This is a genomic window from Nostoc sp. LPT (assembly GCF_017115165.1).
Taxonomy (GTDB): Bacteria; Cyanobacteriota; Cyanobacteriia; order Cyanobacteriales; family Nostocaceae; genus Nostoc.
Genome location: NZ_JABXKF010000056.1, coordinates 15,928 through 30,530, shown reverse-complemented (window position 1 = coordinate 30,530; position 14,603 = coordinate 15,928). Strand labels below are relative to the sequence as shown.

Annotated in this window: 11 protein-coding genes; 8 read left to right on the top strand and 3 right to left on the bottom strand. The window is 40.6% G+C overall.

The features are described 5' to 3' along the window. The first annotated feature begins 8 nt into the window (after positions 1–8). The 4 genes from HWQ58_RS13435 (at position 9) to HWQ58_RS13420 (ending at position 6,889) form a co-directional block, all read left to right on the top strand. On the top strand, positions 9–3,923 hold the full coding sequence (locus tag HWQ58_RS13435; RefSeq protein WP_292862934.1) for a hypothetical protein: 3,915 nt from the start codon (positions 9–11) through the stop codon (positions 3,921–3,923). Positions 3,924–3,956: 33 nt separating this feature from the next. Next, positions 3,957–4,529: a hypothetical protein gene (locus HWQ58_RS13430; protein WP_292862931.1), complete on the top strand. Its 573-nt coding sequence runs from the start codon at positions 3,957–3,959 to the stop codon at positions 4,527–4,529. Positions 4,530–4,600: 71 nt separating this feature from the next. Further along, entirely contained in the window at positions 4,601–6,334 is a 1,734-nt protein-coding gene (locus HWQ58_RS13425; RefSeq protein ID WP_292862928.1) for a VgrG-related protein, read from the top strand. Between the two features lie 57 nt (positions 6,335–6,391). Beyond that, positions 6,392–6,889 (top strand): PAAR domain-containing protein, encoded by a 498-nt coding sequence (locus HWQ58_RS13420; protein WP_292862925.1) that lies wholly within the window; start codon positions 6,392–6,394, stop codon positions 6,887–6,889. Between the two features lie 140 nt (positions 6,890–7,029). Here HWQ58_RS13420 and HWQ58_RS13415 read toward each other — a convergent pair whose 3' ends face one another. Continuing rightward, positions 7,030–7,266: a hypothetical protein gene (locus tag HWQ58_RS13415; RefSeq protein WP_292862922.1), complete on the bottom strand. Its 237-nt coding sequence runs from the start codon at positions 7,264–7,266 to the stop codon at positions 7,030–7,032. 212 nt (positions 7,267–7,478) lie between these two features. On the opposite strand from HWQ58_RS13415, the gene HWQ58_RS13410 reads away from it, so the two are divergent. From HWQ58_RS13410 to HWQ58_RS13395, 4 genes are all read left to right on the top strand, one after another. Next, a complete protein-coding gene (locus HWQ58_RS13410) occupies positions 7,479–7,892 on the top strand; it encodes a GPW/gp25 family protein (protein ID WP_292862988.1) in 414 nt (137 codons plus the stop codon). A 100-nt stretch (positions 7,893–7,992) separates the two neighbouring features. Then, positions 7,993–10,197, top strand: a complete 2,205-nt coding sequence (locus tag HWQ58_RS13405; protein WP_292862919.1) for a putative baseplate assembly protein — start codon at positions 7,993–7,995, stop codon at positions 10,195–10,197. 57 nt (positions 10,198–10,254) lie between these two features. Then, entirely contained in the window at positions 10,255–11,286 is a 1,032-nt protein-coding gene (locus HWQ58_RS13400; RefSeq protein ID WP_292862916.1) for a phage tail protein, read from the top strand. Between the two features lie 80 nt (positions 11,287–11,366). Continuing rightward, positions 11,367–12,566 (top strand): DUF4159 domain-containing protein, encoded by a 1,200-nt coding sequence (locus HWQ58_RS13395; protein WP_292862913.1) that lies wholly within the window; start codon positions 11,367–11,369, stop codon positions 12,564–12,566. 52 nt (positions 12,567–12,618) lie between these two features. Here HWQ58_RS13395 and HWQ58_RS13390 read toward each other — a convergent pair whose 3' ends face one another. Next, positions 12,619–13,806: a YbjN domain-containing protein gene (locus tag HWQ58_RS13390; RefSeq protein WP_292862910.1), complete on the bottom strand. Its 1,188-nt coding sequence runs from the start codon at positions 13,804–13,806 to the stop codon at positions 12,619–12,621. A 143-nt stretch (positions 13,807–13,949) separates the two neighbouring features. Next, on the bottom strand, positions 13,950–14,585 hold the full coding sequence (locus HWQ58_RS13385; RefSeq protein ID WP_292862907.1) for a hypothetical protein: 636 nt from the start codon (positions 14,583–14,585) through the stop codon (positions 13,950–13,952). Between the last annotated feature and the right edge of the window lie 18 nt (positions 14,586–14,603).

The following is a 14,603-nucleotide window of genomic DNA, read 5'->3' as shown; positions in this document are numbered from 1 at the left end:
CTATAACTATGCAAATTATCCAATCTCCACTAGGGAACAATATTCATCCCCTTGGGATTAGATCGTCTTTATCTAATCCTGACAAAATGTTATTGAGAAAAGAGTCTCATTCTCTACAATCACGAAGTAACTTTATTAGTTCCATACAAACTAAACCACCATTAGTCACATCTTCTAAATTCTTCTTATCTAGCGAACATGAAGCATCGATAGAACCATTAATAGGTTGGGATACTCAGGATATAAGTAGTGAGCTTCCATTACTTGAGGTTGATTCTTTTGATTTAATAACTCCACAAGAAAATAGTAGTGAATCAATAACAACCAGTATTCCAGAAATAATGCCGACTCGCATTGATAACAATCTGAGTAATGATACGGCATCAGAAATAAATCTTAGTGGTAAAAGCAAATCTAAATCGAAAAAAACAAATAAATCTCAACAGCCACCAGAAAAAAAATCAACTACTAAATCTAAGACTAAAAAATCGGTCAAATCATCTGCGGCTAAATTGATTGATGAAAGCAATATTCATATTAATTACAATGAAAATAGCTTATTAGCCTCAGATGAATCTCTGCTTATTGAGGCTAACTTAGAACTCCCTACTTTACAGCTTGATATTGCTTCAGACAATCTTAAAAATGATGATTCAATTAGTGTTACAACGCCTAGTAGAACGACATCAATTTTACCTAGCCTTGAAGATAAATCGACTTTATTTAGGAATATTACTAAGGACGAACTGCAAGCAAATCCTGAGTTACCATCTAGTTTACCTAGTGCAGAATCGTCTGTGAGAGAAAGTATTTCACAATTACAACAAAGAAATGAATTATCCGATAATACAAGTGAACTAGCAGAAGCTTCAGTTGTAGAATTTCCTTTGCATCATAATGCAGATCAAACATTTATCTCTGATAATAGCTTGGGTAATAATGAACAAGAAATAATCCCTGAAGCATTAGAATTAGTTAATATTTTAGAAATACCACTCAGTCAAACGCTACCGCAACAAGATGTTGAAACAGATAAACTTCCTTCTATAAGTAATAATCAGACCACCGTTTTTCCGAAAAATTTCATACAGAGAAAAGAGGTGCTACCAACCTTGAATTCTCCATCGTCAAAAGAGGAATCACCAAATATAAATAGTAATTTCGAGGCGATTACAGCCATTGAGTCAGACTTAATATTAGAAAACAACACAAATGATTTTGTCACAGATAACCCTGTGGCTGATAATTCTCTAGAGAATGTAGCTTTATCATCAACACTTACCTCATTTGATGTTGATGGCACACTTCATTCTTTGGCGAACGATCAAAATATTATCGGGGCGGATAGCTTTGCGCCGAAAGCGGATGTTGCTGTACCTAATTCTGATTCTTCAGTAGCTTTATTGTCAGCATTTACCTCACCTAATGTCGATCAAGCACCTACTTTACTCCATCCTTTGGCGAACGATGAAAATATTGTCGGGGTGGATAGCTTTGCGCTGAAAGCGGATGTACCTAATTCTGAGTCTTCAGTAGCTTTATCGTCAGCATTTATCTCAACTAATGTCGATCAAGCAACTACTTTAGTCCATCCTTTGGCGAACGATGAAAATATTATCGGGGCGGATAGCTTTACGCCGAAAGCAGATGTTGCTGTACCTAATTCTGATTCTTCAGTAGCTTTATCGTCAGCATTTACCTCACCTAATGTCGATCAAGCACCTACCTTACTCCATCCTTTGGTGAACGATGAAAATATTGTCGGGGTGGATAGCTTGGCGCCGAAAGCGGATGTACCTAATTCTGATTCTTCAGTAGGTTTATCGTCAGCATTTACCTCACCTAATGTCGATCAAGCACCTATTTTACTCCATCCTTTGGCGAACGATGAAAATATTATCGGGGCGGATAGCTTGGCGCCGAAAGCGGATGTACCTAATTCTGATTCTTCAGTAGGTTTATCGTCAGCATTTACCTCACCTAATGTCGATCAAGCACCTATTTTACTCCATCCTTTGGCGAACGATGAAAATATTATCGGGGCGGATAGCTTGGCGCCGAAAGCGGATGTACCTAATTCTGATTCTTCAGTAGGTTTATCGTCAGCATTTACCTCACCTAATGTCGATCAAGCACCTACTTTACTCCATCCTTTGGCGAACGATCAAAATATTATCGGGGTGGATAGCTTTGCGCCGAAAGCGGATGTTGCTGTACCTAATTCTGATTATTCAGTTGTAAAAAGTCCTGTTACAGTACAACAAGAAATTGATTCTAATGTTACGAGTGAGTCTCCAGTCAGTGCGCCTGTTCAGTTAACACCTACCTCAGCCGATATTGAAGACACACTTAGTTTATTCAGAAACTCTGATAGCAATGAACAGTTAGCCACTTCAGAGTCACAATCTGCTATGGCGGTTAATGTTTCAAATGTCTCAGCAAATGTAACTTCACTGGAACATGACACCAATATTGAGAATACTACCAGCGAGTTTATAGAAAGTCATCCCATCTTAGCGCTACCTGAGATTGATGAAGTACCAGTAGTTACCGCCATATCACCTAAAATTGCTGAAGCATCAAGAATTACCGCCATACCACCTGAGATTGCTGAAGTACCAAAAATTACCGCCACACCACCTGAGATTGCTGAAGCATCAAGAATTACCGCCACACCACCTGAGATTGCTGAAGCACCAGTAAGCGCCATATCACCTGAAATTGCTGAAACTGCGATGTTTAACGAAAAGCCGCTAGGCATCTACACACCACCAATTCCCGCCACATCGCCTGAAATCATTGAAACTGAGAATATTTTCCGGAAAATTATTGACAATGAACAACCAGTAGAATCAGAATTTCCCTTTGCGGTAACAAATCCTGAAATATCAACCCTTGTTGATACCTCAGATAATCGAGATATCCCAGAAGAAGCAACTTCTCCACAAAATGAGGTAGGGACACCACCTAAAGTTGAGCAAAAGCAAAATGCGATCGCAGAAAATTTACCAGCGCCTAAAGGTTATGCTACTGGTGGTCATGTCATAGACTCCCACGTTGAAAATCGTTACCAGATAGCAGCCTCGGATACAGTACCTGCAATGCTTACGCCTGGGGAGTTTGTGATTAATACCAGGGATGCACAGAAGAATTTACCTCTATTGCATCACATCAACACTGGTGGAACACCCCACGAACTCATCCTTCCAAGTTTACAGACACCCAATGCTCAAGAACCGGAAGAAATAACCTCTCCAGAAACCCCGACTAAAGTCGATTCTTTTCCAGACACTTCATTGCAACTAAAAAGTGCTGAGACTCCCTCCTCTGATGTATCCAATTCTTTAATTCCTCCTGCCTTGGGGTTAGATATTGGAAAACAGAAACTTTCTATCCTAAATTCTCCACAGCTTAATCCTCTTCAAAATGAAACAATTCATGTAGATGAACCTTCACCTCCTTCACCTCAATACTCATCACCTCCCCTGATTTTCCGAAAAGCAAATCCTAGCACTAATACATCTTCTCAATGGTCAAATACACCTTCTCAATGGTCAAGTGTGGAAGATTTACTAAATGGAAATAATGATGAATTCCCTAGCTTCAACTTTAGTGATGTGGAATCTAACAGCCAAAATTATGAATCTTCTCAGGTTTCAGAATCGCCACAAGTTTTTGCTAAACACCTTCCTTCACCTAGAGGCTTTGCTGATGGTGGAGAGGTGACTCTACCTGACATATCTAGAAAAATCGAACCAATAACTGAGACGATAGAGAGCGTATCCTCGTCTTCTCAAGAAGATGATAAAGATGATATGGCTGATCTTGAAGCTCTAGCCCGTGAAATTTATAACAGATTACGGCAGCGGATAGAAATTGAGCGAGAGCGTCATGGCGGTCACTCAGGTCGATTACCTTGGTAAATACCATTCAATAATTTTAGGAGAAAAACTCAAATGGCAAGTCCAGCAATTATTGTTATTCAAAAGTCTCAACCGCAACTTGAGAAAGCCAAACTTGTAGCTCATAACGGTGAAGCACCAACTATTGAATTAATGTTTAATCCCACAGACATTAGTTTTACTCGAACTGTGAAGTGGGAAAGTCAACAAGGTAATAGAGGTACTGAACTTCTCCCTAAAGTTAACTTTTCTGGCGTTGAGCCTTATAAATTCACACTTAAACAGTTACTCTACGATACCTATGAAACGAAAGAGTCAGTAATGACAAAGTACATAGACAATATTAAAAAAGGTGTAGAAACTATTAAAGGATCGCCGGATAAGCGACCACCTGTTTACAAATTGACATGGGGAACAGAGTATTTTTATTGTGTAATTACAAGTCTAACTTACACTTTAAATATGTTCCTAACTGATGGCACACCAGTTAGAGCAATGGTAGATATATCCTTGCAAGAAGTAGATAAAAATAACCTTCCTAAAGGAAAAACATCAGCTTCTAAAGGCCCAGATCGTCAGCCAAATCAAAAGGTAGGAAAAACTGATAAACCTAAGTCACAAAAATGACAAATACTAATTTTTCAATCATTTATCATTTAAGGCTAATCTGAAAATTTCATAGTTATAAAATAATAGTTATGCCTAAACAAAGTCTTTATCTAAGTGAGCCAAAAATCCAGATAGAAGGACTAAGCGATTCTTCAGAATTGATGAAAGATTTGCTGCAAATCACCATAGAAGAAAGCCTTCATTTGCCAGCAATGTTTACGTTAGTAGTACATAATAGCTATATTCCCGCTTCTGACCGTCAACAAAACAAACCTTGGCGATATGAGCAGGTATTTAAGATTGGTAAGAAAGTGAAGTTAGGTTTTAGTGAGAGTACTACTTTAGATCAGAACTTTAAACAAGATTTAGAAAAAATTCTGATTGAAGGCGAAATTACGGGGCTGGAAGTTCACTTCAATGAAAAATCTGAAGCTGATATCATTGTTCGCGGCTATGATATTTCCCATCGTCTTCACAGAGGTCGTTATAATCGTTCTTTTTTGAATCAAAGGGATAGCGATATAGTCAAAAAAATAGCTAAAGAAGTAGGGATAAAACTTGGCAATATAGACCTAAGTGGCGAAGTGCATAAGTATGTCTTCCAAGAAAACCAAACTAATATGGAGTTTTTACGGGAAAGGGCTGCTCGCATTGGTTTTGAACTATTTATTACAGATGGCAAAATAAATTTTTGCAAACCAAAAGCTCAGGGAGCTTTACCACTAAAATGGCTAGTTGATATTAATAAATTTAGTACTCGCGTCACTAGTGCTGAACAGGTAAGTTCTGTGGAAGTACGTGCCTGGGACTATACCAAGAAACAATTGATTACCCAAACAGCTAAGAAAGAGAACCAAATAACCCAGACAGGTAATAAGCTAGGAACTAGTACTAGTACTGCATTTTCCAATCTTAAGTCCCAGGAAATGATTGTTGTAGATAAACCCGTTGCCAGCGCCAAACAAGCAAAGACTATGGCTCAGGCTCTGTGTGATGAACTGGGAGGAGAATTTGTTTATGCAGATGCTAAGGCAGAGGGTAATCCTGAGATTCGACCGGGGCGAGTTGTTACTCTTGAGGGTATGGGCGATCGCTATAGTGGTAAGTATTATGTTACAGAAACACGCCATCTCTTCAGTAAGCGTGTTTATAAAACTGATTTCAGCGTGCGGGGACTACGTTCTGGTGACTTATTCACAACTCTATCTCCAGAAAAACGCCTACAACCATCTGAGACTTTATTAGTGGGAATTGTGACTGATAACCAAGACCCAGAGGCATTGGGTAGAGTGAAAGTCAAGTTTCCCACCCTCACAGAAAAAGATACAAGTGATTGGGCGAGAGTTGTAGCTTTGGGAGCAGGGAAAAATAGAGGTTTCGACTGTTTACCAGAGATAGACGATGAAGTACTAGTAGGTTTTGAGCATGGCGATATCCACCGTCCTTATGTAATTGGCGGAGTATGGAACGGCAAGGATGCACCACCGGAAAAGGTGCGTGACTCAGTTGCCAAACGTGGCGTAAGATTACGCACCTTTCAAACTCGTGTCGGACATACTCTCCAGTTTATTGACGAAGATAAACTAACTAGTAAAACAGGTATTCGCCTAGAAACTAAATACGGTCACAAAATCTATCTCAATGATAGTCAAAAGTGTATAGTGATTAAAACCAAACGCGGTCATACAATCACAATGGATGATATGGCTAGGTCTATTTCAGTGGAATCAAAAGGTAATCTGTCATTAAATGCTGTTGGAAATATAGACATTTCAGCCAGGGGGACGATTACAGTCAAAGGTGCAATGATTCGTCTTAATTAATTACTAATTACGAATTATTTTGAAGTTTAGTAATGAAAAACACTATAGGAGGTTGTCATGGGTAGACCAGCAGCAAGAATTACCGACAATGTAGCGCATCTCTTACCGCCAGTATTGACAGGAGGCCCAGGTAGTCCCAATGTGTTGATTGGGTCTTTACCTGCGTGGCGGGGTGTGCTTGCAGCAGCAGTACCGGCTTTGCTATCTGCCAAAACATCTTCTGATGCGACTGTCTTAGCAGCTGAGACTGCTACCAAGGCGGCAAAAGGTACACCAGGGGCACCTGCTGCCCTAGCCGCCGAACAAACTACAAAGACAACAGCAGCATCTACCATGAGTAGCGCAATCACTTCTGCTGCGGCAGGTGCTGATATTCATAATTGTGCCACACTCTCGCCTGTACCTCCTCATGGCCCCGGTGTTGTAATTGACGGTAGCAAAACAGTGCTGATTAACAACCTACCTGCCTGTCGTATGGGCGACACTATTATAGAAGCATTAGGGCCACCGAATAAAATTATCAAAGGTTATCCCACTGTTTTGATTGGCGGCTGATTGGAAAGGCAGAAAGGATAAGGGAGTAGGGGGGTAGAGAAGTGAAATTCTGATCTGCGTCCACGAGTAAAAAAGACTCATTCACGAATATTAAAGACTCGTCGGCGAGTATCAAAGACTCATTCACGAGTAAAAAAGACTCATTCACGAGTATTAAAGACTCGTCCACGAGTATCAAAGACTCGTCCACGAGTATCAAAGACTCGTCCACGAGTAAAAAAGACTCGTCCGCGAGTATCAAAGACTCGTCGGCGAGTAAAAAAGACTCGTCCACGAGTAAAAAAGACTCGTCCGCGAGTATCAAAGACTCGTCCACGAATTTTACAGCGTTTTTCAAATAAATACAGTAGATTGCAACTTAGTGAGGTACAGATCATCTTAAGGGCACAGCACTGCTGTGCCCCTACCTGTGTATTTCATTTGCCTGAAAAACGCTGTGAATCACGGGGTAGGAACCAATACGCTTGAGTTAAGCATTTTTTCTCTCCCCCTGCCTACCTCTTCAACCTCGACCTTTGGCGAATAGGCTTAAACTCTCTGTGCCGATATCTTTGAAGATATCCATGTAACAGCTGTCTAAGTGCCAGATATGGTTTATGGTGGTCAACGAGAGTATTTGGGAACAGGTTGGGCTTATCCACTGCATTTAAGTGTGCAAGGTGGGATACAACTTAGCCGTGAAGATCAAAAAGTTAAAGAATCTATTTGGATTATCCTTCGCACTGGAGTAGGTGAGCGGGTTTATCGACCGACATTTGGATCTCGCTTGTCAGAACTGGCATTTGCAACCTTGAATAGCGAAACCTTACTGCAAATCCGCCTTTATGTTTTGGAAGCGTTAGAAGTTTGGGAACCACGGATTATTGTTGATGAAATTCTCACCGATCCAGACCCTGTGCGTGGCAGAGTGGATATCATCATCAATTATCGACTCAAAGATAGTCCCGATATTTATAGCTTTGTTTATCCTTATTATTTGGTTTCAGCTGGGGAGGAATCGTGATACCAATTCAAAATTCAAAATTCAAAATTCAAAATTAAGAAAGCTAAATTTTATCTGGGTTTCTAGGCTTGTATCTGTCACATTCTTTTTTTAAATTGGTATGAACTTTGATTTTTTACCGAAATTACCTTCTTCCAACTTAGACGATCGCGCCTTCGATGATTTGGTAGACGAATGTATAATGCGTATTCCTCGCTACTGTCCAGAATGGACAGACCACAACCTTAGTGATCCAGGAATTACGCTAATTGAGTTATTTGCTTGGTTAACTGACCAGATGTTGCTCAGATTTAACCAAGTACCTCGAAAAAATTATGTAGCTTTCCTAGAATTACTGGGTATTCGTCTCCAACCTCCCGCCCCAGCCCGCACGGAATTAACTTTTTATTTAAGTGCTGCACTACCTGAAGCCTACACTATTCCGGCAGGATTAGAAGCTTCAACTATCCAAACTGAAACCACAGAAGGTATTACCTTTAGTACAGATTTTCCTCTAATTATCGGCAACCCGCGCATACAACACTTCTTAACTGCCCAAACTACCGAAGACATTCCCCAATCTCTGCGAGAAAGAGTCACAAGTACATGGACTCGTGAATCTAACGGTTTCTGGACAGGTAATGAACAATCGATATTTGAAGAGGAACCTCAGCCTGGTAACTGCTTTTATTTAGCGATCGCTTCTGACGATCCTCTAGATGGTAATGTTCTAGATATTACTTTTCAAGGAGCCGCAGCTACGCCTGCTGGTATTAACCCCAATCAACCGCCTCGGAAGTGGGAAGCCTGGGATGGAGAATATTGGCAACCAGTTTTATTCCAAGAGTCAGATGATGAAACTCGCGGCTTCAGTTTTTACGAACTCGCTGAACAGGGTGGTGATCCGTCTGAAGGGGCAGATGTCCGTCTGCATTTACCGCCAAATTGGCCTGTTACCAACTTTACCGCTTACCGGGGTCGTTGGCTACGTTGTAGCTTTATTGCTACAGAAGCCAATCAATCTGGTTACAATCGTCCACCACGAATAACTGGTTTAGCAGTGCAGTCAATTGGCGGTACAGTTAGGGCTAGTCACAGTACTTTTATTGAAGATGAGCGCTTAGGAATTAGTGATGGTACACCCGGTCAGACTTTTGAATTACAAAGCGCACCGATTTTAGAACGCCGAGAAAATGAGTATATCCTAGTTACGCCCGCTGGTGGATTGCCTCAGAAGTGGACTGAGGTAAGAGATTTTGCTGATTCTGGGCCGTATCATTTTCATTACACCATTGATTCGCTGACTGGTACAATCCAATTTGGGCCGCTAATTCGTGAACCTAGCCAACTTAAACAGCATACACAGGTGCGATCAAGAATCCAGCAACCATCACTAGATGACACATCTGTACAAGTTAGTACCCTGGAAAACAACCAATCTGAACACCAGTACGGCGCAATTCCTCCCCGTGGCTCAGAGATTAGGATGGTTGCTTATCGTACAGGCGGTGGTAGAGAAGGCAATGTTCAAACTGGGGCAATCCAGTTTTTGAAGTCTGCATATCCTTATGTTACTAGTGTGGTCAATCGTGTACCAGCAATCAATGGTGCGGATGCCGAATCGCTGGAACAGGCTGTGATGAAGGCTCCCCGCATCCTTCGCACACGCGATCGCGCCGTCACTGCCGAAGATTTTGAAGTTTTAGCTCAACAAGCAGGGAATGGTGCGATCGCTCGTGTTCGCTGTTTGCCAGCGAATTCTCAAAGACAAGCTGGTATAGTTAGTTTACTGGTAGTTCCTTATGCCAATACAGATGCGATCGCCCAAGGCAATGGCATGACGCCAGAAGATTTTGCCCTCAGTAATGCCCTTCAAGAGCAAATTTTAAGTTACTTAGATGAAAGACGGTTATTAGGAGTACAAATAGAATTAGAAGAACCAAATTACGTAGGTGTTTCTGTACAGACAGAAATTGCTTTAGAGCCAGCATACAACAACCCTTTTGCCAGCGAAGAAATTCGCCAAAATTTAAGGCGATCGCTGTATAAATATTTAAATCCATTAACTGGAGGAATCGACGGCAAAGGATGGCCCTTTGGGCGACCCGTTTATACATCGGATATTGTAGTATTACTCCAACAAACCCCAGGCGTGCGTCATTTAGGCCCCGTCTTGCTGTTTTCCATCCGCAAGCAAGGAGAAAATTGGCGACGACAACCATCGCCAGAACAATTGATCGATCCAGGATCGGAAGGATTGATATGTTCCTGGGCTGATACAAATCTGCGTTCAAATCACGACATCCAGATAATTCGTAATTCGTAATTCGTCATTTGTCATTTGTCATTTGTCAGTAGTTATTCTCCCCCAGTCCCCAATCCTATGGTTCAAAGTCGTAGTCCAGCTGTAAGCATTCAATTAACGCCAATGCAAATTCCCGAAGCTTTACCTGTGGCAGGTTTAGCGTTTGCAAATGCAGAAAAAATTGATGTAGCTGGACGTAGTTTGCTCTTGCATCCCGGACATCCTAGCGAGATGATTGTGCAGGTGCAAAACTTAGAACAACGTCCTTTGCGGGTAAGCTTAAGCGTTGAAGGAAACTTTCCATCCCAGTGGTGTCAGATTGGCACAGAAGGCAGTGAGATACCTCCTCGTGGACAAATGGATGCTATTCTCTACTTCTCAATTCCCGACACATTTTTTGAAGATCAAGAAGCGATTTCCCCTGGAAAAAAAGACAAACTAACTCTTAATTTTCGCAGCCTAGTTACCCTACATATAGACTCAGGCACGGACAACGAACAAATTGAGAGAAGCGAGTATTTCGATTTATATATCCGTCCCTACACTGCCTACATGGAATTCTTGCCAATTTTGTATCGGGAAGTGGATTTTATTGGTCGCTTCATGAAAATATTTGAGCAAGCTTTTCAACCAATAGTTGATAGTTATAATGTCATGTGGGCAAACCTCGATCCTTTGACAGCACCGCAAGCATTACTACCCTTTATGGCTCATTGGGTTGCTTGGCAAGTAGATTCTGTTTGGGATCTCCAGCAACAACGGCGTTTAATTCGCCGAGCTGTAGAACTTTATCGCTGGCGAGGAACTCGTAAAGGATTGCGTCTCTACTTGCATCTTTATACTAATTTACCCCTAGACGAAGATTTACCTAATGAAGCTGATAAACACATTAGTATTACAGAACCTTTTGGCCCAAGTTTCATTATCGGAGATGCACAATTAGGAAATGCAGTTTTAGCAGGTGGACAACCGTATCATTTTATAGTGCGTTTGCGTTCAAACATTTCTAGTGGCATTATCAACGAAGAACTGATCCAAAGAATAATAGAACAAGAAAAACCTGCTTTTTGCACCTATGAATTATCTATCGAAAATCCTTCTAGCCAATAAAATTTTAAACTTCTTCTCTCTGCACCTCTGCCTGAGCTTTTCTTAATTTTGAATTTTGAATTTTGAATTTTGAATTATTTATGTCCCATCCTTTCCCACCCCCACCAATAAAATCTTTTGAACGCCTGCAAGCCGCAGACGGGTTACTAATCAATGCGGAACGCTGGCGCACAGCCCATGATTACCACCGTAATCGGCAAAATGCTCAATATCAAAGTTTAAATCAACCAGGAATTGTCTGCGGTTTAGGCGTGCGAGATATCACTGCCCCAAGCCAAGTAGAAGCTAGATATCGAGATGGACGTTGGGTACAAATTCAACCTGGTATTGCAATTGATTTAGCAGGTAATCTAATTGTTGTACCAACTTCTTATGATTTTCCCATTGATCTAGAAGTAGTAAGTTCTGAACCGCTGATGATCTACTTAGTAGTTAGCTATGTAGATCCTGATGAATTGCGGCGCGGACAGCAAAGAGATGTTGTTCAAGAAACTTATCGAATTGACCAAATAAACTCTATACCAGCCAGTTCAGAAATAGAAATATGTCGAATACTCCTACAACCAGAACATACTGACATTACCCAACCTGCGGATGCTTTCTTTCCTGGATATAACAATATTGATTTGCGTTATCGCCGTCAGGCACAAATGCGTCCCCAAGCACTTGTGTGTATGGCGCAGGCGAATCATAGCGATCCCGAATGTGCGCGTAATTTTTTCAGCCTTTCGTATTTGTTACAAGCAGTAGAACCTTTATACCCAAGTTTCCGAGGGGCTGATGAACCAGGTCAGGTTTCTTTAGCAGAAAATATCCAAGACTATGACATCCTTTATCTCACAGGTGGACAAGCAATTTCTTTAAATAGTCTCGAATTTGAATCTCTCAGAAATTACTTAAATTTAGGTGGTGTGCTTCTAGTTGATGCGCCAACAAATGCTAATCCTTTGATTGAGAGTACTCAAGCTTTGGCACAACAGTTAGAGAGTCCTTTAAGACCTTTAGAAGAATTGCAACGCAGTCATCCTTTAAGGACAAAACCTTTCTTATTTGCTGCTTTACCAATGGTTAATCAACAACAGATTAAACTGTTAATTGGTGGAGGAATTATTCTAGCTATTGGTGATTTAGCAACTGCTTGGGGATTGGATAGAGATTTGAGTTTACCCAGATTGACTATTCGTACAGCTCAGGAATTAGGTATTAATATTCTTCACTATGCTTGGAAACGGCGACAGTTAATAGGTTTGCAACAGGAAGATAATTCCGGGCAGTGGTGAAGGTGCTATTTTAGACAAAAACTACAGGCGATCGCACTATAAGCACTATAAATTAGCTTTCAATTTGAGCGATCGCTTCTGCTGGAGACATTTTATTCTCAATCACGGCGATAATTCCAGGTAGATACTCATCCATCATCGTTATATTGGCATAAACCAAATGTTTGATTAAGGCTGAGGTGAGATTGTCCCCTTCTATATCGATACTGGTTTTAAAGCGAATTTCCCCGTCTGCAAAGTCTAGTTCAAAATTACCAATAATTAAGCCATAATTAGCTCTGGTCATGAATTCTGCTACATAACCCCGCTTAGTTTCTGGCGCGATGATGGGGCAAATCGAGTAAAATACCATTTGCTGCTTTTGAACTCTGGCTTTAGCGTAACAGTTCCATTTGCCGTTTTTTCCTTGATAGACGAGGCGTAAGGTTTGCTCTCCGGAAATTTGTTGGAATTGCCAATCTTCTTCTTGAAAAAACTTTACTATTGCCTGAAAAACATTATCTTCAGAAGTAATTTCCTCAGCTATCTCAGAAATACCTTCTGTAAATTCTTCAAAGACAGTGACTATTTCTTCCAGAGTTTCAGAAACCACTTTTTCAGTACTTTCTGAAATATTATTTATCAATTCTGTAAAAGTTTGTGTCATGTTCTCAAGAGTTTGAGAACTAACATCTTCAAAAGTTGCTGATTGATTATTATTAGCCCATTCTTTAGCAAAATCAAACATTGCATCATTGAGCTTTTTGCCATCAATACCATTTTGGGTAATATCAGAAGGTTTGAGATATGCCCAAACAGTAGAATAGCCTGTTTCACCTTTTTCCTGTTGCTGTTTAACTTGCAGCCCATACCAACTGTAGGGCGATAATAAGGGATGATTGGGCTGTTCTTTACTTAACTTTTGAAGATAGGCTGCTGCTTGGTTGGAGGTTTTCGCGTTTTTTGCCAGTTGTGGTAATAAATCAGAGTCGAGAATGGCCTCGATTTGGATGTCGGGTGAAAGTTGAAAGCTTCCAGCAGAGAGGGGAGTACGGATTTCTGGTTTGAGGTTAAATAAGGCTTCGCTGTCGATACGCTGGTAAAGTTCTGGGCTAACCTGGAAAGTGAGAAGACACTCGATAATTTTGTGGACTTCCTTAGTTAATGCTAAAGTTACTGCGCGAATTGTTAGCGGCGATTCTGAAGATTCTAATAATGTTAATTCGGTGTTTAAGTGATAATTTTTAGTCTTTGTTTTCATGTATCTAATCACATGAGTAACTATAATTTTGGCATTTATACTACGATCAAAAATTTAACCAGATATATTTTTAAGCAATGTGTTAAGTCTTGGTTGATTCTAGAATGTTGCTTTAAAACAACTGCAAATATTTTTCTCTAAAATTACAACCACCGTGCCGCTCCTTGTCCAGCAAACGCTAAGCGTCCTTGAGAGAGGGGTATTATGTCACGATCATCACGTAGTGGATTTGAGTCCCAGAGTTGATTCATGTACTCATTCAAATAGAGAAGTCCAAATCGTTCATCAGCTAGCGCATTGACGTTTGATTCTAGCAGCATCCAGTAGTAGTCAATAATCCAATCGCGGTTACCTTGCTTGTTTTCCCAAGCTTCATCGCCATAGTGAGCATGGGTATCTACAAAAGCAACTTCTGCTTGCAATTGTTCACAGGCATCGCGGAAAGTGTATGCCAATGGCAATAATGGATCTTCTTCCAAAGGTAAGTTCTCATCATCTGGTGTCTCAGGAAATAAGTCAAGAAAGTGGTTTATGGAAAAATAAATCTGTAAGCAGTTGTGATACTCAACTCTATCAAGCCTTGCCCAAGCATCTCCAAATGCGCCCCATTCTCCATAAATCACTTCCAGGCTTGGATCATAAATACCTAATCCTAGCTTTTCATCTTCACTCAAGTATTGTAAATTTTTCATTCCAGCCAGTGTCAGCAACTGTTCTAGTGAATAATCATTACTTCCACGCTCAAGAAAGAAAGCTGCTACTAAGGTTTTAAAAAACATAATTATATGTACTTAATG

Excerpts from the sequence above, each read along its gene's own strand:
- HWQ58_RS13435 (WP_292862934.1), top strand. The coding sequence starts at position 9 with ATGCAAATTATCCAATCTCCACTAGGGAACAATATTCATCCCCTTGGG.
- HWQ58_RS13430 (WP_292862931.1), top strand. The coding sequence starts at position 3,957 with ATGGCAAGTCCAGCAATTATTGTTATTCAAAAGTCTCAACCGCAACTT.
- HWQ58_RS13425 (WP_292862928.1), top strand. The coding sequence starts at position 4,601 with ATGCCTAAACAAAGTCTTTATCTAAGTGAGCCAAAAATCCAGATAGAA.
- HWQ58_RS13420 (WP_292862925.1), top strand. The coding sequence starts at position 6,392 with ATGGGTAGACCAGCAGCAAGAATTACCGACAATGTAGCGCATCTCTTA.
- HWQ58_RS13415 (WP_292862922.1), bottom strand. The coding sequence starts at position 7,266 with ATGATCTGTACCTCACTAAGTTGCAATCTACTGTATTTATTTGAAAAA.
- HWQ58_RS13410 (WP_292862988.1), top strand. The coding sequence starts at position 7,479 with ATGGTTTATGGTGGTCAACGAGAGTATTTGGGAACAGGTTGGGCTTAT.
- HWQ58_RS13405 (WP_292862919.1), top strand. The coding sequence starts at position 7,993 with ATGAACTTTGATTTTTTACCGAAATTACCTTCTTCCAACTTAGACGAT.
- HWQ58_RS13400 (WP_292862916.1), top strand. The coding sequence starts at position 10,255 with ATGGTTCAAAGTCGTAGTCCAGCTGTAAGCATTCAATTAACGCCAATG.
- HWQ58_RS13395 (WP_292862913.1), top strand. The coding sequence starts at position 11,367 with ATGTCCCATCCTTTCCCACCCCCACCAATAAAATCTTTTGAACGCCTG.
- HWQ58_RS13390 (WP_292862910.1), bottom strand. The coding sequence starts at position 13,806 with ATGAAAACAAAGACTAAAAATTATCACTTAAACACCGAATTAACATTA.
- HWQ58_RS13385 (WP_292862907.1), bottom strand. The coding sequence starts at position 14,585 with ATGTTTTTTAAAACCTTAGTAGCAGCTTTCTTTCTTGAGCGTGGAAGT.